Below are 16,909 nucleotides of genomic sequence, written 5' to 3'. Positions count from 1 at the left end.
TCCGAGCCCTAGCGGAGGACCGCCTCGACGTAGTCCGTTCCCAGCCGGGCGGTGGCGGACAGATCGAGATGGTGTTCGGTGTAGCGGCCCCTGCGCCGGGTGGACAGCAGGCCCACCCGGCGCAGCACCGCGAGGTGCCTGGACACTTCGGGTGCGGTGATCTGCCAGATCAGGGCGAGTTCCCCGGTGGTGTGGGGGCCTCGGGCGAGGGAGCGGCACAGGCGCATGCGGACCGGATGCGACAGGGCCTCCAGGCGGCGCCTGACGGTGTCGAACGGGACCGGGCCGGGCAGCGGGTGGGCGGGCAGGGGGTATTGCACCACGGGCCGCCAGCCCTCCTTGTGCACGACGACGAGGTGGGGCCAGCCGAACGAGGTCGGGCTGAACGTGATCCCGTCGTGTGCGGACGACAGGTGGGCGTCGGCGACCTTGTCGATGGTGAGCCGTCCGGCCTGGAGGCTGAGCGCGGGCGATATCGCGCTCACCGCCTCCGCCAGGCTCCTGCGCCGGGCGAGGTCGGCCTTGTGCCGGGCGTCGGCGGCGAGGGAGACCTGGACGCGCCGCCAGGCGTCGGCGAAGAAGGCGTCGTGGCAGTCTTCCAGAAGCCTGCGCAGCCAGTGGCGCAGACCTGCGAGATCTCTGAACAGCCATTCGACGAACGCGGCCTGCCGGGGGCCTCGTGCCTCGGCCCGGTCCCTCGCCTCCCGGATCTGGGTGGCGTCGTCGACGACCCGGCGGGTGCCGCAGGCCGGGACGAGCGCGGCAGAGAGGAAACGATCGTCGTCCAGGGCGTCGAGGTCGTCCAGGTCCTCCCTCAGGCTCTCGCGCACGAGGTAGGGGACCAGGAAGTCGGAGCGTCCCACCTGCCAGAGGAAATCGGCCGCATGGATGCGGTCGGCGAGATCGGCCGGCAGGGAGGCGCCGGTGGTGACCACCCAGGAATGTAGTGCCGGGTGATGAGCCGGTTCCGCCAGCACGTGCAGCATGGCGGCCAGTTCCCCGAGGGGTGACGGCCCGAAGGTGACGCGGTCGTCCATCACGCCATCGATCGTGAAGCTCACCCCGGTATTTTCCCCTTTCGCGTGGCATGTGCTGGCATCAGTTGACGGATCCCGTCAATCGGGCCCGTTTTGGTTGATGGATTTCGTCAACTGATGCGGACCTTCGCCGGGGTGCCGACGACCGTGGTCGACGTGAAGACGTTTCAATCGCTCGTCGCGGTCGGCGGCAGCCGCCGCTACTCGGCCGCCCTGCTCGTGGACGCCCTCGGTGCTGGTCTGCTGCGCCCCTTTCTCCTGCTGTACGGCGTGGCCGCCCTCGGCATGAGCGTGGCCGCCGCGGGCGTCGCCCTTTCGGCCGGGCTGCTCGCCGGCCTGGCGGCGCTGCCGTACGCCGGGCGCCTGATCGACCGGGCCGGTGGCCGTCCGATGGTGGTCGCCAGCATGCTGGCCCGGTTCGGCGGGGTGGTCGCGCTGCTGGTGCTGGACAGCCCGGCAGGTTTCGTGGCGGCGGCCGTCCTGCTCGGGCTGGGCGCACAGGTCTGGCCCGCCTCGCACGCCGCGCTGGTGACCGAGCTGGTCGAGGGGCGCGCGCGGGACACGGCCCTGGCCGCGGGACGGGCGCTGCGCAACGCCGGGCTGGGAGCGGGTGCCCTGCTGGCCACCCTCGCGCTCGCCGGAGGGACCGCCGCGCTGAAGACGCTCGCCGTGGCCACCGGGACCGGTTACCTGGTGGCGGCCCTGCTCGTGTTGCGCACGCCGGCGTCCCGCCCCACGGCTCACCTTGCCGTCCCGGGGCCCGGGGGCTCCGGGAATCTCGGGCGGGGGCTGCTGGCGCTGTATCTGCTGAACCTGCCGTACGCGCTGACCTTCGATGTGCTGGAGGTCGCGCTTCCCGCGGTCCTGGTCGAGCAGCTCCACGTGAGCCCGGCCTGGTCAAGCGGGATCTTCGTGGGAAACACCGTGCTCGTCATCGCGTTGCAGGTCTGGCTGGTGACCCGGCTCGCCGACCGGCCCCGCAGATCGGTGCTCGCGCTGTCGGGACTGCTCCTGGCCTCCTCCTACGCCCTGTACGGCCTGGCCACGCTGGCCACGGGAAGCTCCGGTGCGGCGGCCGTCGCCCTGGTCTCCGTCGTGTACACGATCGGGGAGATCCTCTACACGGGCAGCGGGCCCGCGCTGGTCATCGCGACCGCCCCGCCGGGGCGCGTCGGGCGTGCGCTGGCCCGCTTCGAGTTGTCCACGGGCATCGGCCGCGCGCTCGCCCCCGCCGTCCTGACCGCCCTGTTCTCCCTCGGCCATGGGATCTTGTGGATCGCGCTGGCCGCCGCCACGGGCCTGGCCGCTGCCGGGGTCCGCCGCCTGGCCCCGCCCGACGCGCGTACGGCGGAGCCTCACTCGCCTGGCGCGTCCCCGGTCGAGCGCGGCCACGGTCGCCGCGGCGGCATCGTGGATGTGGATGAGCGCGGTCGTGCCGGAAGGCCGGGGTACGGGCAGGCGCCGTCGCCTGGTCAGTGCGATCAGCCGCAGGGTTGACGTCTCCGGGCCTTAGAGGCCGCGCGGATAGGTGACGGTCATCGGCGTCGATGGGGTCGGGCGTCCCAGCGGTGAGTGTGCCAGGCTCGGCGGACCAGGTTACGGACGGTGATGATGGCGTCGGCGAGGTCGAAGAAGGCCTCCACGACCTGCGCTCGTCGTTCGTAACAGCGGGCCAGGCGTTCGTCCGCTCGATATGCCAGCGCGCTGTCGCGCCTGATCGCCCGCCTGGAGCGGGCCGGACCGGTGAGCCGGGTGCCCGCGCCGGTCTCGTCACGACCTCCGTCCGAGCCTGCCGCCGAAGATTCTTGCGCCGCCCTGACCTGCGCGTATGCCGGGCGGCTGACCGCGTTCGGCAAAACAAGACTGTTCTTCGCGGATTTCCCCGCGCATGGTTGTCGGCGTCCCCGACCACACCGGCAGGAGATCCACCATGGCCGAGACCGTCCCGCTGCATCTCGCGAGCAACAACGCGCCGGTCGCGGAGGAGGTGACGCTGGAGCCCGCCAAGGTGACGGGCGAGATCCCCGCTGAGCTGTCGGGCCAGTTCTTCCGCAACGGGCCCAACCCGCGCACCGGCTGGTCGCCGCACTCCTTCGCGGGCGACGGCATGATCCACACGATCGCGCTGGACGGCGGCCGGGCGCGCTGGTACCGCAACCGGTACGTCCGCACGCCGCTGTACGAGCACCCCGGCGAGTCCCGGTTCGCCCTCGCCTTCGATCCCGGCACGGGCCGGATCGACTACCGGGTGACCACAGCCAACACGCACCTGATCGCGCACGCGGGCAGGCTGTTCGCGCTGGAGGAGGGCGGCTTCCCGTACGAGGTGACGCCCGACCTGGCCACCATCGGGGCGTACACCTTTGACGGGGCGCTGCAGACGCCGATGACCGCGCACCCGAAGACCTGCCCGATCACCGGTGAGCTGCTGTTCTTCGGCTACCGGCTGCGCCCGCCGTACCTGACGTACTACCGCGCCGACGCTGCGGGGAAAGTGGTGCAGACGCGGGTGATCGACGTGCCGCGGGCGACGATGATGCACGACTTCGCCGTCACCCGCGAGCACGTGATCTTCCTGGACCTGCCGGTCGTCTTCGACGCGGCCCAGGCCGCCGCCGGTGCACCGCCATGGCACTGGGACGACGCCCATCAGGCCAGGTTCGGCGTCCTGCCGCGCACGGCCGGCGACGACGCGCCCGTACGCTGGTTCGACATCGCGCCGTGCTACGTCTGGCACACCATGAATGCCTTCGAGGACCCCGCCACCGGCACGATCACGGTCACCGGCACCCGGGTGCCGTCGCTGTGGCGCGGCGGCCCCGAGGACGTCGGCGGCGGCCTGCCCACGTTGCACCGCTGGACCCTGGACCCGCGCGCGGGCACGGTCGCGGAGGCCCCCATCGACGACGCGCCCAGCGAGTACCCGCGTGTCGCCGACAGCGCGATCGGGCTGCCGCACCGCTACGGCTACACCACCAGCTTCACCCTGGAGGCCGAGCCGGAGCGGTCGGAGATCTACGCCTATGACCTGGCCGACGGCGGCGTACGGGCGGTGCATCGCTTCCCGGCCGGGCACACCTGCGGCGAGGCGGTGTTCGTGGCGGCGGGCGCGGCCGGGGAGAACGACGGCTACCTGATGACCTTCGCCCACGACCGGGCCACCGACCGCAGCTATCTGGCCATCCTGGACGCCGCCGACCTGGCTGCGCCGCCACTGGCCGAGGTGCATGTCCCAGTCCGCGTCCCGGCCGGCTTCCATGGCAACTGGATCCCGGCCTGAGCATCGGGGTACCGTCTCCCGGAGATGCCCGATGGGCTACAGCCGCTGAATCCCACGTCATGACCACCTATCCCTCAAGGCCGAACACCGCGAAGACTCGCCGTGCGAGATCTTCCTCGGTGCTTCCGGAAGCCACCCTGAGCCCGTAGAGGCCCAGATGCCGGGTCTGCTCGGTGAGCCGGTCGGTGAACAGTGCGTCGCGCTGAAGCAGGTTCTGCAGCGCCCGCCGCGGGTCGCTGGTCTTGGCGAGAAATCCCCATGCCGGTCCGCCCCGGCTGTCGAACACCGCCCGGCGGAACTGGGGAGTCGGCAGCAGCCACACGGCATGGCCCACTTCGGTGAGCAGGGGTTGGACGAGGCCGGGCAGCAGCCGGAATCCCTCGGCGACCACCAGCCGGTCAGCGGGGAGGGCGAGAAGGTCTTCAATGATCAGGTTGAATCCTTCGCCGTGGAACCAGTGGAAGGTATCGAGCATCTCGCGCGGACTTCTGGCCACCCAGCGTTCGTCCATGTCCATGGCAGCGAACTTGCCCAGGTAAGGAGCTTGTTCCACCGGCATGCGGCGAGCGTGGTCGGGCATGACCGCGTCGGTATCGTACAGACGCATCCCATACCGGTCGGCAATGCATCGGGCGATGGTGGATTTTCCGGACCCGCTGCCGCCGCCGATCCAGTAGACGTGGCTCAACCGTTCCCTCCAAACGCTGGGGGAAGTCCCTTCGTGCAGTGCAGAGTGCATTCGTTAGCTCCTGTCGGGTGCTTGCCCGGCGGGCGTTGAGGACGAACATCCAGTGCACCAACCGAGCCAGACCCGCCGTTCACCGGAGGCGGTCACCGGGGCCCAGCAGGCTGGTGACCTCGGCGATCGCCTCCGGAGAAGGATGAAAGTAGCGGCGCACGTTCTCGGTCTTCTTGTGCCGAGACTCGGCCATCAGCATGAGCAGACTCGCGCCGCCTTCGCCCAGATGGGGCAGTGCCGAATGCCGAAACTCGTGCAGCTCCCAGCCGGTGTCCGGCCCGCCGAGCGCGGTGTGGGCGTCCAGCAGCACATTTCAGGTCGTTGCGGTGGAGGGCTTCCTGGCAGGCGGCTGTGGGCGGTCAGGTACGTCGGGGAGCCTGGTGGGGGCGGCGTCGTGTACCTGCTGGAAGATCACCGAGGTGCGGAAGCCCGCGATCTCCCGGCGCTTGCTGAGCCGGTCGAGCAGGAAGGCGTGCAGGTGGTCGAGATCCTGGACGGCGACGTGGAGAAGAAAGTCATCACCGCCGCCCAGCACGAACACGCTGAGCACTTCCGGCATGGCGCTCGCGGAGGCCTGGAAGGCATCGATGACGGTGCGGCTGAGGGGGCGTACCTGTACCGAGACCATGGCCTGGACGCCGCGGTTGAGCGCGGTCGGGTTGATCTCGGCGTGGTAGCCGCGGATGACGCCACGGCGGGTCAGCGCCCTGACGCGTTCCAGGCAGGTGGAGGGCGCGACGCCGAGTCTGCGTGCCAGTTCCCGGTTGGACTGCCGCGCATCCGTCTGGAGAAGCCGGATGATCTCCGAATCAAGTTCGTCCATGTACGGGATTCTGCCAGCTATTCCGATCATACGTACGGCCAGAACTCCATCACACGGCTGGATGTCCAATACTTGCGCGGAAACATCGCTCGTATAACACGGAGGTTCGACGACATGTCCGCCCTCGACCACGAACAGGTCCTGATCCGCACTGGACCGCGCTCGCGCCTGCCTGTCATCGTCGCCGTGCATTCGTCCACGCTCGGCCAGGCGGTAGGTGGATTCCGGCTCTGGCGCTACGCCGATTGGCAGGACGGCCTCGCCGACGCGTTGCGCCTGTCGGCCGGCATGACCGCCAAATGCGCCGTGGCCGGGCTGGCGAACGGCGGCGGCAAGACCGTCGTCGCCGTGCCTCAGGGGGCCGAACTGGACGCGGCCATGCGCCGCGCGGTGCTGGACGACGTGGCCGACGCCATCGCGTCACTGGACGGGGCCTATGCGACCGGTCCAGACGTCGGAACGACTCCACAGGACATGGCGGTTATCGGTGAGCGCACCCCTCATGTCTTCTGCAGGCCGGCACAGCACGGCGGCAGTGGCGACTCCTCGCCGGCCACCGCGCTCGGCACGCTGGCGGCACTGCGCGCGGTAAGCCGACGCCTCCACGGCACGCAGGTGCTCGCAGGCGTGCGCCTGTCGCTGGTGGGACTGGGCAGCGTCGGCATGCGGCTGGCACGCCTGCTCGCCGATGAGGGAGCTGAGCTCCTGGTCAGCGACATCAACCCCGCCAAACGAGCGGCAAGTGAGGAACTCGGCGCCACCTGGGCCTCGCCAGAGCAAGCCCTCATCGCGGATGCCGACATCCTCGTCCCGGCCGCGCTCGGCGGCATCCTCACCGGGGACGTCGTGCCGCATTTGCGCTGTTCCGCCATAGTGGGGCCAGCCAACAACCAGCTGGCCACCGCGGCCGTCGCCGACCTCCTGCATCGGCGCGGCATCGTCTGGGTGCCCGACTACGTCGTCAGCGCGGGTGGAGTCATCAACGCGCTCACCCTGGAGCTGCACCACGAAACGCCCGACGAGGCACGCGAACGCGTCGAGGCCATCGAGCACACCGTCGCCCACCTCCTCGACACGGCGGAACACCGGCAGATGACACCCGCCCAGGCCGCGACGGAACTGGCCCGGCTCCGCCTCGACGGCCCTCCCTCCACCCCGCGACACGCATCCGCATGAGCGAGAACGGAAGATCCACCATGCCCTTGGCCACGAAGCTGGTCCTCGTCGTCCGCGACGACCTCGAGCCCGCGCTGGCGGTGAACGCGGCGGCGGTGGTCGGGCTTAGCCTGGGCGCACGCCTGGGCCACCCACTCGGCAGTGACGGCATCGACGCATCTGGCCGATCCCACGCGGGCCTGAACCCCCACCCGGTGCCCGTGCTCACCGCCTCCGCCGACGAGTTGCGGGAATTGCACGAGCGCGCCCAGGCCCGACAGGACCTGATCACTGTGGGCTTCAACGAGGTGGCCCGTCGCGCCCGTGACTACAACGACTATCTCGCTACATTGAAGACCACGTCCGCAGAGGACGTCGACTTCGTGGCCGTCGCCGTGTTCGGGCCACGCAACCGCGTGACCGCCCTCACCAAGCGCCTTCCCCTGCACGTCTGATCGGACGCCACCGGTCACGGCCCGGCCCGCGCGGCAGGCGACTCCTCACCGCCGTGAACTAGGAAAGGATTATTGATCTTGAGCAACTCTGGCCGTAGCAGAAGAGCCGAATTCTTCGCCAGCGAGCATGAACGTCGCTTCTGTTATTCCGCCACCGGCGACGAGCGGAGCATGCTCCTCGACGTTCTCAGCTCGCACCGTGCAACGCTGGAGCTGAAGTGCGTGGGCCTGAACGCCGAACTGGCCTGGCGGTCGGTGGAGCCTTCCACGCTCTCGCTGCTCGGACTGGTCCGCCACCTGGCCGACATGGAGCGCCGCTGGTTCCGGCGGGTGATGGCCGGGCACGACGCACCTGCCCGTTTCTCCTCCGAGCATAACCCCGACGAGGACTTCGACGGCGCCGTAGCCGACCCCGCTGTCATCACCGCCGCCTGGCAGGCCTGGCGGGAGGAGGTGGCCTTCGCCGACAGCTACGTCACCTCCGCTGCCGACCTCGACATCACCGGCAAGGACGCATGGCGCGGAACGGTGTCGCTGCGCTGGGTGCTCATTCACATGATCGAGGAGTACGCCCGGCACAACGGCCACGCCGACCTGCTCCGCGAACGCATCGACGGAGCAATGGGTGTGTGAGGGCTCACGGGTGAAGTCACGCCGATTTCGCGCCACGGAGCCTGTCGCCCTGCCCCATGATGGCTACGTCGGCGCGATGGACCGCCTGTCCCTCGCCGCGCAGTTGGCTGAGCACCAGCGACATGTCCAGCGTGGTCTTGTACATGACCAGTTGGCCAGCAGCGAGTTGAATTTGATCATCTCATGCTCAGCGGGGTCGTTGTCGGCGAACCGGCGCGTGGCGGCGGAGTGGGTTAGCGGCGGCTCTCGTTCGTACGCATACCGTGAGGTTGATCTACCAGTCGGTGAGGTCGACCACGCGTGCGCAGTGCGGATCGTCGCCAGCCGGCCGGGTCCGATATTGCTCGTCGATAAGAGAGGGCAGTGCGGTCAGCAGCGCGGTGAGCGCACCCGACAGGCTTAGGTCCACGGCGGTCGTCCCGGGCCCGGCCTTCGGGCTTTCCAGGTAGAGGCGCAGCCGGTCCGAGCCCAGCAACAGGAAGCCCAGAAGGAGCGGCTTGGGACGATCTTCGGTGAAGGGGTGGACGAGGGTGCGCACCACTCTCAGCGTCAGATCGTCCGGTGTGTTTTCGGCGGGCTCGACGACGGCGGGGTCCACCCGGACGAGGGGCATGCCCATCACGGCGCCGACACCGGCGCCGAGCGAGCGTGGGGTGCTGAGCACAGCGCGCAACAGGGCGATGACGTCGTAACCGCTGCGCAGGTCGTCGTCCTCGCGCAAGGGGATCTCGTAGGCCGTCAGCCGGTCCGCCCGGCGGCGCCGGCGGCGCCGGATGATGTCGGCCTGCTGCTCCATGATCTCTTGGCGTGAGTACGTCATCCCCCCCATTTAAAGGTCGCACGGATAGGCACGGTTGGGGACACCAGCAACAGAAAGGGCACATGGTCCAGATGATCACGGAGTTGCGACACTCTGTGATCACTGAGGAGACCTGTGCCCGCGCTGCCATCATGGCTCACCGAACCGCTCTGGGACCAATTCGCGGTCCTGCTGCCCGCACGGCCGGAATACCACCCGGACCATCCACTCGGCTGCCACCGCCGACGCACCAGCGACCGGATCATCTTCGACCCATGACCGCACCCCTATCCGTACGGCCTCCTACAGCCCCGGGTAGAAGCCCGGAGAGCCCAGCTGCTCGAACCAGCTCGGTGGCTCAGACGCGGTGAACGCGTTGGCCATCGCGTCCAGCCAGGCGCCGAACGTGGGGAAGTCCGGGGTGGAGCTGGCCAGGTCCTCCCAGTCCCCGCCCTCAACGTAGCGTGCGCGCCCTTCCTGATCGTCGTAGTGGTGGTAGTAGACCGGATATTCGCCGTCTGCGTCCGGCTGGGTGACATCGAAGCACCAGACCGCCTCGTTGTCTGCGTCGGCGAGGGCGAAGCCGACCAGATGGTTGGTGGACAGCCATCGGCCGTCGCCGCGGTCCACCTGCTCGGGCATATGCACGAGATCGGAGTTCAGCGCAACGATGGCATCGTCACCGACGACGACGAACTCGATGTACCTGTTGGATGAGACGTCCCAGCGCTTACCGGCAAAGGTGTTGTGCTCGGCGAGGAAGGCCCGGTAGCTGGGCGGAGCCGTCCAGTCGACGGTTCCGAAATGGGGCTTCAGCCCTGTCTCGCGGTCGCGGACGGCTTCGGCGGAGGCGGGATCGGTAGAACTACACCAGGCGATGACGCATTCAATTACGCAGCGTCACGTTCGAGAACCCCGGCAGCCCGAGTGGGCAAGTCCTGGCCCAGCCCGCAGACAGCCTCCATCCACACCAATCCGCGTGGCCTCTTAGAACATCCTGTAACGCAGGGCGACGCCGTCGATGCCGGGGGGCCGAGGGCCTGCTCCTCGTTGGCGCGCATCGACCGCATACGCCGGTCGAAGGCGCGATGGCCGCTGGGCAGTGCGAAGGGGTGTTCCTCGGTCAGCGGCTCGGTGCCGTGGTCGCGATAGCCGTACCCGAGGAAGAACGACTGGGCGAGGAAGCGGCGGGCTCCCACGACCTCGGCCGCGCGGAGCAGGTTCGCGGTGCCCTGGTCGCGCGGCGCGTCGGTGGCGTGGAGCGCGCTGTGGGACTCGGCGGCGCGTGCAGCCGCGTCGGACACCAGCCGAGGCCGCTGTAGCGGACGTGCCTCGCCTGCCGTCACGACAGGCGAGGCATGCTCGCCTAACCGCCCAGGGCCTCAGAGGCCAGGGCGGTGCCCTGCACGCGGGCGGTGATCTTGGCGAAGGCGATCTCGCGCGAGGTGGAGGTGTCGTCGGCGAACGGGGAGAAGCCGCAGTCGTCGCAGGTTCCCAGCTGTTCTGCCGGGATGTGCCGGGCGGCTGCCAGCACCCGGTCACGCACCTGCTCGGGTGTCTCCACTCGCGGGTCGACCGGGTCGGTGACCCCGACGAAGACCTTCACGCCGGGGCGGAGGTTGTCGCCGATGATGCCCAGCACCCGGGCCGGGTCGGCCTCACTGGCCAGCTGGATGTAGAAGTTGCCCACCTGCAGCTGGAAGAGCCGCGGAAGTAGGCCCGCGTAGTCGACGTCGAGGCTGTGGGTGGAGTCCTGGTCGCCGCCGGGGCAGGTGTGCACGCCGATCCGGGCCCGCTCGGCCGGGGTGAAGCGCTCCAGCACCTGGTTGTTGAGGGTGACGAAGTCCTCCAGCAGCCCGCCGGTGGGGTCGAGCTTCAGCGACAGCCGTCCCTCGGTGAAGTCCAGCTGCACCACATGGGCACCCGCGTTGAGGCAGCCGCGGATGTCGGCCTCGGCCTCGGCGGCCAGGTCGTCCAGGAAGACCTTGCGGGGGTAGCCGGCGATCCCGTCGGCCGGATACAGCAGGCTCAAGGCGGAAGGGGCGATGACCGCCTGTTTGACCGGCAGGCGGGTACGGCGCTGCGCCTGGCGCAGATAGGTCTCGGCGTGCACGCTGTAGCGGAACGGCCCCGATGTCAGGCGCGGCAGCTGCCGGGTGTGCCCGTCGGCGAAGGGGATGACCGCGCCGTCGGGGCTGAGGGTGTCCAGCCCGGTGATCGGATAGGTGGCGAAGCTCGGTTTGGCCTGCTCGCCGTCGACGAGAACCGGAGAGCCGGTCTGCTCCAGCCGCGCGATCGTGTCGGCGACCGCGTCGGCCTGCCTGGCGGCCAGCGCGGCGTCGTCGATCCGGCCTGCGGCATGATCGACCAGCGCGGCCAGCAGAGCGGGGGGTCGGGGGATGCTTCCGATAGGTTCGGTGGGGATGCCCATGCGGTGAGCCTAGATAACGATCTGTGCTTAATCAATCACTCATGGGCGTCAGATCATGCCCGCGCAGCCTGACCTGCGATCACCTGGGCCGCTTTGCCGCGGCGCCGACCGGGGGCCGGATCGGCCACAGGCGGGCCGGCTCGATCTCCCCGCCTTGCCGTTCGATCCTGTGCGGATCCTCCTCGGCTCCCGACGCCCGCCCCGGCTACCAGGGCGGGCTCAACGGCGAGATCGCCTACTCGTCCGCACGGGGCTGCTAACCCATGTTGCGTGACCACACCCAAGAAGCAGCATGCGTACCCTCCTCACGCCGGCAGTCGCCGTGGCCCAGTAGGTAGAGGGTGCGGATCAAGTACGTCCGGTCCGCCCGGACGTTCAGTGGCGGACGGTGATGACGGGCACGTGGGAGTGGTGCAGCACCGCGTGGGCGATGGCTCCCAGACCGAGCGGGGCGCGCGCCCCGCCGTGCGCCCCGATGACGACGAGGTCGGCGTCCGCGGACGCCTCGATCAATGCCTTCGCCGCGTGTTCGTGAACGACGTGCTCGATGAGCGTGACGTCGGGGAACTTCTCGCGCCACCCGGCGAGGACCTCGGCCAGCAGGTGCGCTTCCTCTTCGCCGACACCCTTGACGTCGTAGACGAGAGGCTGGATGTCCCCGGGTGCTCTTGTGGCGGGGTGCCGCCAGGCGTGCACGGCCCGCAGGGTGGCACGCCGCAGCGCGGCCTCGCGAAAGGCGAAGTCCAGGACGGGTTCCTCGCCGGGCTGCCCGATGACGCCCACGACGATCTCGCCGCGCTCACCGGCGTGTGGCTGCCGGACGACGGCCACCGGGCAGGACGCCCGGGCGGTGACGTACCGGCTCACCGAGCCCAGCAGCAGTTCGGCGAATCCGCCGCGCCCCCGGTTTCCCACGACGAGCAGTTGTGCCCCCTCGGCGGCGATGACGAGCGCCTCCGGCGCTCCGCCGTCGACGATCTCGGTTGCCACCTCCAGATGCGGCCGGCCCGCCTGGGCGTGAACGGCCGCCTGGTGGAGCATCTCCTGTGCCGCGGCCTCCGCGCCCGCCCCCCAGCTGAGAGGCTGCGGGGCGAGGGGCACGTCGTGGGCCCACCGCAGGGCGGCGTGGACGAGCCGCAACGGGGCGCCGCGGAGCGCGGCTTCCTGACCGGCCCAGCTCGCAGCATGGACCGAGGGTGTCGATCCGTCGACACCTACGACGATCGGCCTTGCCACGGTTGCCGCCTCTCGTGTTCCCGAGCCGCTGGCGGGATGCCGGAGGTTCGCATTGCCGCGGGCCCGGGGATCGGGTGTCCTGTGCGTCTGCCGTCTCAGTTCAGGTTACGCACAGGCGCCGGGCGGACGGGAGCCGGGCCCGCCCGGAGGCCGTCTTGGCGGTGCGCGACGATCACGGTTTGCGGTGGCCGCCGCGGGGGATGGGGTTCCTAGCCCGCCTGGCGGAAGATGATCGCGACGCCGAGCGCCGCGTCGGCCGGCACGAAGATCTCCCCCGCGGCCGTCTCTGCGAGCGGGACTCCGCTCGCGCGCAGGAAGCGTTCGGTGGCGGCGGCGTCGCGTACGGACACCGCGTACGCGACGAACGCGGGCAGGCCTGGTGCGTGCTCTCCCGGCAGAAGGCCGGCGAGGGCTGACTCGGGGACGAGAGTGACCTTTGCATCATCGAGGTCGAATGTCCGGGCGAACCCCTCGCTCCGCGCCGGGCGGCCGAGGTAGTTCTCGTAACGTCGTTCGATGTCGGGCAGTTCGGCGTCGGCCACGCACATCATGCACTGGACGAGCTCGACCGCGCCGTTGGGATGATCCACGTGCCGCTGCGCGTCGAGCGTCCCGTTCTCGGCGATCCCGACCCTGCCCTCCGGCACGCGACCTCGTGCTCTTCCCGGCTCATGACTGTCGATTTCCAGGTAGCGGACCGGCACCATCCGCGTTCCGCCCACGGTTTCGACCGGGCGTTGCACGGTGTGCACGCCGCCGTGGCCGACGCCGTTCGCCTCCAGTCGTGCGGCGGCACCATCGATGTCGGGTGAGTCGAACATCACGATGTGCATCCCCTGGAAACGCTTCAGGCACGCGGTCAGGTTCGCCGCGGTTCCGCGGATGGCCGCCAGGAGCCCGGGCAGTTTGTCGTCCGGAACGCGCAGCGGGACCAGGTGGGCGTCGGCCGGGATGCGGTCGGTTCCGCCGTCGCCGACGAGAGTCACCACCTCGATGAAGTTGCGCGGGAAGTACACGTGGGTGTTCGCCGCCCCGAACGGCTCCGGTGGTTCGCCTGCGGCCTTCGGCATGGTGGGGTAGGACGGCGGCGGCAGCGTGAAGCCCAGCTGCCGGTACCGCGCAAGTGCCTCTTCCATGTTCCGCACCACGTGGCCCACGTGATGCAGGCCGCTGATGTCGTGCCCCATGCTCGGGTCGCCTCCCGTTCCTGTTGCCGGCTGTGAGTTCGTCGTTCGTCAGATGGTCAGGGCCTTACGCCCGGTGTCGCCATGGCGCCGGGGAGGCTCACGGAGTCAGTCGCCGGTGGCTCTGTAGGCCGCGGCCCGATAGTCGTGGGCGAGCTGTTGGAAGATCTCGATCACCTTCGCCGCGACAGCGGCGAATCGTACGGCGGGCGGCGGCGTTGCGGGCTCGAAGGTCCGGCGCAAGGTGTCCGCCAGATGGTCGGCCTTGTCCTCGAGACCGAGCTCGATGGTCGCCGGAAGCAGCGGCTCGATGGCGAAGAAGCCGAACACGATGGTGGGCAGCGAATAGTCCAGATCCTCCGGGCGCAGGCCCTCACGCAGCAGGTCGCCTTCGGCGAGTGCGGCCAGATATTCGCGTGAGGCGAGGAGCTTGGCGCTTTCCAGTGGTTTCCTGGCGGGGCTGGAGAGGAACTTGTCCAGGGTTTCGGCGTCCCTGGTGAAGATGGCGCGCAGCACGGGCCGCCGCATCGCCTCCAGGAAGAACCTGCGCATGTAGCGGTGGAGCGCGATCTCGGTGGGGTCGGTCCGCATCGCGGCCACCACCGCGTCGATCATCGCGGCCGCCTCTCGCGCTCCGACGGCGAAGAACAGCTGCTCGCGCGTGCGCCAGTGCAGGTACACCGTGCCCTTGCCGACACCGGCGCGCTTGGCGATCTCGTCGATCGTCACTCGCCGGTATCCCCAGCGCAGCAGCAGGTCCTTGGCGGTGTCGAGAATCCGGTCGGCGCGGATGCTCTGGTCGACACGTTCGGGTTCGGCCACGATCTCCCAATCAGATGACTGATGACTCGTGACCAAATTAGCACTTTGGTCATCAATCTTCCATCACTACTTCCTTGCCTGCGTCTGTACCGGCGCCGTTTCCAGGACGTGCGCCGGGCCCGCCCGTGGCAAAGCGGGCCCGGCCGGACGGTCACTTCTCCTGTTCCTGCGTCTCGATCTGGATTCGCCTCCCCTCCTGCTTCTTCTCGGCCAGCTTCACGCTGACCTCGAGAATCCCCTTGTCGTAGACGGCCTTGACGTCGTTCTCGTCCGCGCTGGGAGGGAGCGTGATGGAGCGGGTGAACGTCCCGTACCGGAACTCGCTCTGCCCCTGTTCCTTCTGCTCTTCGTGCCGCTCCGCGTGAATGGTGAGGACGCCGTTGGCCAGAGTGATCTCCACATCCTTCTCGGGATCGATGCCCGGCAGCTCGGCACGCAGGACGTACCGGCCGTCCCTGACGTAGTCCTCGAACCGGATGGTCTGCCAGGCCTGTGACCGGGCGGTGGACAACGGCCACTCCAGCCAGTTGAACAGCTCGGGGAACAGGCCCCGCGGCTCGCGACGCATCGGCATGTTCATGGGTGTCTCCGTGTCCCATCAGATGTTCCTGCCCTGTTCATCCCACCTCCGCGGCGGCCTCCGGCGCAGGGGCGGAAGTCCCCGATGGCAGGGGCTTTGGGCCTGCCGCCACGCCGCCCTCATGACCGGCCTCGCCCGCGTCCGGCGGGCCCGCAGGAGGTCGCAGAAGGAGGCCGCCGGCCCCGCGGCCGCCACACGGGGAGTGATCAGGACAATCCTGACCGGGCGATAGGTTCCGCCGGGCCAATCCTCGGAGACCCTCCAGGTCGTGACCGGTTCGCGAGCGGCCGAAGCGGTCACGGGCGTGGCGTGTTCCCCGCCGTGAAGGCCTTGCCGTGGGAAAGGCCTTGAGAACAGGGGCCGGAAGTCCCGGCCGACCGGGTCTTTCGGCCGCTGCGGGAAACGCCGCGAAGCGGTCAGATGGAGGCAGACCTGAGGAGGAGATATGACGGCGCATGTGGTGGTGGGCGTAGACGGCTCACCCGCGTCCAAAGCCGCGGTCGGGTGGGCCGCCGAGGACGCCGCGCGGCGCGGGTGCGCGTTGCGGGTCGTGCACGCCTGTGAGCCGTGGGCCTACGACATCCCGCTTCAGACGCCGCCGGGCTTTCGCGATTCGGTGAGCGAGCACTGCCAGGGCGTGCTGGAGGCGGCGGCGGATCTGGCGCGGGAGCGTGCCCCGGGGGTCGAGGTGAGCACCCTGCTGGAGACCGGCAAGGCCGCCGCGGTGCTGCGCCGCGAGGCCGAGGACGCCGAGCAGGTGGTGGTGGGCAGCCGAGGGCTGGGCGGGTTCACCGGGTTGCTGCTGGGATCGGTCTCCCTCGCCCTGGCCGGGCACGTGGCGGCGCCGGTCGTGGTCGTCAGGGGCCCGCAGGAGCGAACGCACGGGGAGATCGTCGTCGGGTTCGACGGGTCGGCGCACTCGGCCGTGGTACTGGAGTACGCCTTCGAGGAGGCCACCCGGCGCCAGGCCCGGCTGCACGCGATCCACACCTGGCAGACGCCCGTCGTGGGACCGTACGCCTACCTCCCCTCCCTGGAAGAGGAGATCTTCGCGAGCGAGCGGCGCATGACCACCGAGGCCCTGGCCCCCTGGCGGGAGAAGTATCCCAAGGTCGACGTCAGGGAGACGGTGGTGTGCGGGCATCCCGTCGCCGTCATCCGCGAGGCCGCGGAGAGCGCGGACCTGGCCGTCGTCGGATCACACGGCCTGGGCGCGATCGGCTCGGCCGTGCTCGGCTCGGTGAGCCACGGCGTCCTGCACCACGCCCACTGCCCGGTCGCCGTGGTGCGCGCTCGGGGTGAGACGTGATGGACGTGCAGAACATGACCGTGGCCCAGGTGATGAGCCGGTCCCTGGTCGCCGTCGGCCCCGACGAGTCGCCGTTGATGGCCTGGGAGATCATGCGCCGGGCGGACATCCACCACCTGCCGGTCGTGGACGGCAACGGCCACCTGTGCGGCATCCTCACCCGTGAAGACCTCACCACGCAGTGGTCGGGCGGACCGGCCGAACAGTCGAGCGTGCCGGTTCACACGCTGCTGGTCGATCGCCGCTGCCCGCACACCTCACCCGAGGCGCGCCTGGCCGAGGCCGCGGCGGCCATGGTCGGCGCCGGTGTCGACGCCATCCCGGTCCTGAACGAGTCGGCGATCGTGACGGGGATAGTGACCACCACCGACGTGTTGCGGGCCGTGGCCGGCAGGCTCGCCGAGCGGCAGGGGACACCGGAGCTGA

General features: G+C 69.7%; 21 protein-coding genes and 2 pseudogenes. 9 read left to right on the top strand and 14 right to left on the bottom strand.

The features are described from left to right. Positions 1-8 precede the first annotated feature (8 nt). The gene (locus ACFY2X_RS29305) at positions 9-1,061 is read right to left on the bottom strand and encodes a DUF5937 family protein (protein WP_389944165.1); all 1,053 of its coding nucleotides are present in this window, start codon (positions 1,059-1,061) and stop codon (positions 9-11) included. A 93-nt stretch (positions 1,062-1,154) separates the two neighbouring features. Here ACFY2X_RS29305 and ACFY2X_RS29300 point away from each other — a divergent pair, with 93 nt between their 5' ends. After that, a complete protein-coding gene (locus ACFY2X_RS29300; RefSeq protein WP_389944162.1) occupies positions 1,155-2,534 on the top strand; it encodes an MFS transporter in 1,380 nt (459 codons plus the stop codon). Positions 2,535-2,572: 38 nt separating this feature from the next. Here ACFY2X_RS29300 and ACFY2X_RS29295 read toward each other — a convergent pair. Then, positions 2,573-2,748 (bottom strand): annotated as a pseudogene (locus tag ACFY2X_RS29295) (IS5/IS1182 family transposase); the annotation flags it as partial. A 219-nt stretch (positions 2,749-2,967) separates the two neighbouring features. Between ACFY2X_RS29295 and ACFY2X_RS29290 the strand changes: the two are divergent. Then, a complete protein-coding gene (locus tag ACFY2X_RS29290; protein ID WP_389944159.1) occupies positions 2,968-4,317 on the top strand; it encodes a carotenoid oxygenase family protein in 1,350 nt (449 codons plus the stop codon). A 67-nt stretch (positions 4,318-4,384) separates the two neighbouring features. Here ACFY2X_RS29290 and ACFY2X_RS29285 read toward each other — a convergent pair whose 3' ends face one another. From ACFY2X_RS29285 to ACFY2X_RS29275, 3 genes are all read right to left on the bottom strand, one after another. After that, entirely contained in the window at positions 4,385-5,056 is a 672-nt protein-coding gene (locus ACFY2X_RS29285; RefSeq protein ID WP_389944156.1) for a shikimate kinase, read from the bottom strand. 79 nt (positions 5,057-5,135) lie between these two features. Beyond that, positions 5,136-5,366 (bottom strand): hypothetical protein, encoded by a 231-nt coding sequence (locus ACFY2X_RS29280; RefSeq protein WP_389944153.1) that lies wholly within the window; start codon positions 5,364-5,366, stop codon positions 5,136-5,138. A gap of 3 nt (positions 5,367-5,369) precedes the next feature. Continuing rightward, positions 5,370-5,879, bottom strand: a complete 510-nt coding sequence (locus ACFY2X_RS29275; protein WP_389944150.1) for an Lrp/AsnC family transcriptional regulator — start codon at positions 5,877-5,879, stop codon at positions 5,370-5,372. Between the two features lie 114 nt (positions 5,880-5,993). Between ACFY2X_RS29275 and ACFY2X_RS29270 the strand changes: the two genes are divergently transcribed. From ACFY2X_RS29270 to ACFY2X_RS29260, 3 genes are all read left to right on the top strand, one after another. Further along, complete coding sequence (locus tag ACFY2X_RS29270; protein ID WP_389944147.1) at positions 5,994-7,055, top strand: Glu/Leu/Phe/Val dehydrogenase dimerization domain-containing protein; 1,062 nt, start codon at positions 5,994-5,996, stop codon at positions 7,053-7,055. Beyond that, the gene (locus tag ACFY2X_RS29265) at positions 7,052-7,489 is read left to right on the top strand and encodes a DUF2000 domain-containing protein (protein WP_389944144.1); all 438 of its coding nucleotides are present in this window, start codon (positions 7,052-7,054) and stop codon (positions 7,487-7,489) included. Before ACFY2X_RS29270 ends, ACFY2X_RS29265 begins: the two co-directional genes overlap by 4 nt. Before the next feature lie 171 nt (positions 7,490-7,660). Continuing rightward, positions 7,661-8,122, top strand: coding sequence for a DinB family protein (locus tag ACFY2X_RS29260; protein ID WP_389944141.1), 462 nt, complete (start codon positions 7,661-7,663; stop codon positions 8,120-8,122). A 16-nt stretch (positions 8,123-8,138) separates the two neighbouring features. On the opposite strand, the gene ACFY2X_RS29255 is transcribed toward ACFY2X_RS29260, so the two are convergent. After that, positions 8,139-8,267 (bottom strand): hypothetical protein, encoded by a 129-nt coding sequence (locus tag ACFY2X_RS29255; protein ID WP_389944138.1) that lies wholly within the window; start codon positions 8,265-8,267, stop codon positions 8,139-8,141. A gap of 129 nt (positions 8,268-8,396) precedes the next feature. Then, entirely contained in the window at positions 8,397-8,942 is a 546-nt protein-coding gene (locus ACFY2X_RS29250; protein WP_389944135.1) for a hypothetical protein, read from the bottom strand. A gap of 114 nt (positions 8,943-9,056) precedes the next feature. Between ACFY2X_RS29250 and ACFY2X_RS29245 the strand changes: the two are divergent. After that, positions 9,057-9,194 (top strand): annotated as a pseudogene (locus ACFY2X_RS29245) (IS5/IS1182 family transposase); the annotation flags it as partial. Positions 9,195-9,224: 30 nt separating this feature from the next. Here the strand turns inward: ACFY2X_RS29245 and ACFY2X_RS29240 are convergent. The 3 genes from ACFY2X_RS29240 to ACFY2X_RS29230 all read right to left on the bottom strand — a co-directional run bounded on the left by ACFY2X_RS29240 (position 9,225) and on the right by ACFY2X_RS29230 (position 11,352). Further along, positions 9,225-9,563: a hypothetical protein gene (locus tag ACFY2X_RS29240; protein WP_389944132.1), complete on the bottom strand. Its 339-nt coding sequence runs from the start codon at positions 9,561-9,563 to the stop codon at positions 9,225-9,227. Positions 9,564-9,811: 248 nt separating this feature from the next. Next, a complete protein-coding gene (locus tag ACFY2X_RS29235; protein WP_389944130.1) occupies positions 9,812-10,225 on the bottom strand; it encodes a hypothetical protein in 414 nt (137 codons plus the stop codon). A gap of 62 nt (positions 10,226-10,287) precedes the next feature. Then, entirely contained in the window at positions 10,288-11,352 is a 1,065-nt protein-coding gene (locus ACFY2X_RS29230) for a cobalamin-independent methionine synthase II family protein (RefSeq protein WP_389944127.1), read from the bottom strand. 41 nt (positions 11,353-11,393) lie between these two features. Here ACFY2X_RS29230 and ACFY2X_RS29225 point away from each other — a divergent pair, with 41 nt between their 5' ends. Next, positions 11,394-11,612: a hypothetical protein gene (locus ACFY2X_RS29225; protein ID WP_389944124.1), complete on the top strand. Its 219-nt coding sequence runs from the start codon at positions 11,394-11,396 to the stop codon at positions 11,610-11,612. Between the two features lie 115 nt (positions 11,613-11,727). Here ACFY2X_RS29225 and ACFY2X_RS29220 read toward each other — a convergent pair whose 3' ends face one another. From ACFY2X_RS29220 to ACFY2X_RS29205, 4 genes are all read right to left on the bottom strand, one after another. Next, positions 11,728-12,588, bottom strand: a complete 861-nt coding sequence (locus ACFY2X_RS29220; protein WP_389944121.1) for a universal stress protein — start codon at positions 12,586-12,588, stop codon at positions 11,728-11,730. Positions 12,589-12,797: 209 nt separating this feature from the next. Beyond that, complete coding sequence (locus tag ACFY2X_RS29215) at positions 12,798-13,775, bottom strand: VOC family protein (protein WP_389944118.1); 978 nt, start codon at positions 13,773-13,775, stop codon at positions 12,798-12,800. Between the two features lie 105 nt (positions 13,776-13,880). Next, the gene (locus ACFY2X_RS29210) at positions 13,881-14,630 is read right to left on the bottom strand and encodes a TetR/AcrR family transcriptional regulator (protein ID WP_389944115.1); all 750 of its coding nucleotides are present in this window, start codon (positions 14,628-14,630) and stop codon (positions 13,881-13,883) included. Between the two features lie 115 nt (positions 14,631-14,745). Further along, on the bottom strand, positions 14,746-15,174 hold the full coding sequence (locus ACFY2X_RS29205) for an Hsp20/alpha crystallin family protein (RefSeq protein WP_389944112.1): 429 nt from the start codon (positions 15,172-15,174) through the stop codon (positions 14,746-14,748). 445 nt (positions 15,175-15,619) lie between these two features. On the opposite strand from ACFY2X_RS29205, the gene ACFY2X_RS29200 reads away from it, so the two are divergent. Then, positions 15,620-16,483: a universal stress protein gene (locus ACFY2X_RS29200; protein WP_389944110.1), complete on the top strand. Its 864-nt coding sequence runs from the start codon at positions 15,620-15,622 to the stop codon at positions 16,481-16,483. Continuing rightward, on the top strand, positions 16,483-16,909 hold a 427-nt coding region (locus ACFY2X_RS29195; protein WP_389944107.1), incomplete at its 3' end, for an HPP family protein. The genes ACFY2X_RS29200 and ACFY2X_RS29195, both read left to right, overlap by 1 nt.

Source organism: Streptosporangium sp. NPDC000396 (assembly GCF_042898655.1).
Lineage (GTDB): Bacteria > Actinomycetota > Actinomycetes > Streptosporangiales > Streptosporangiaceae > Streptosporangium.
Note: the sequence above shows the minus strand (reverse complement) of the source record. Positions and strands in the feature narration are given on the sequence as shown.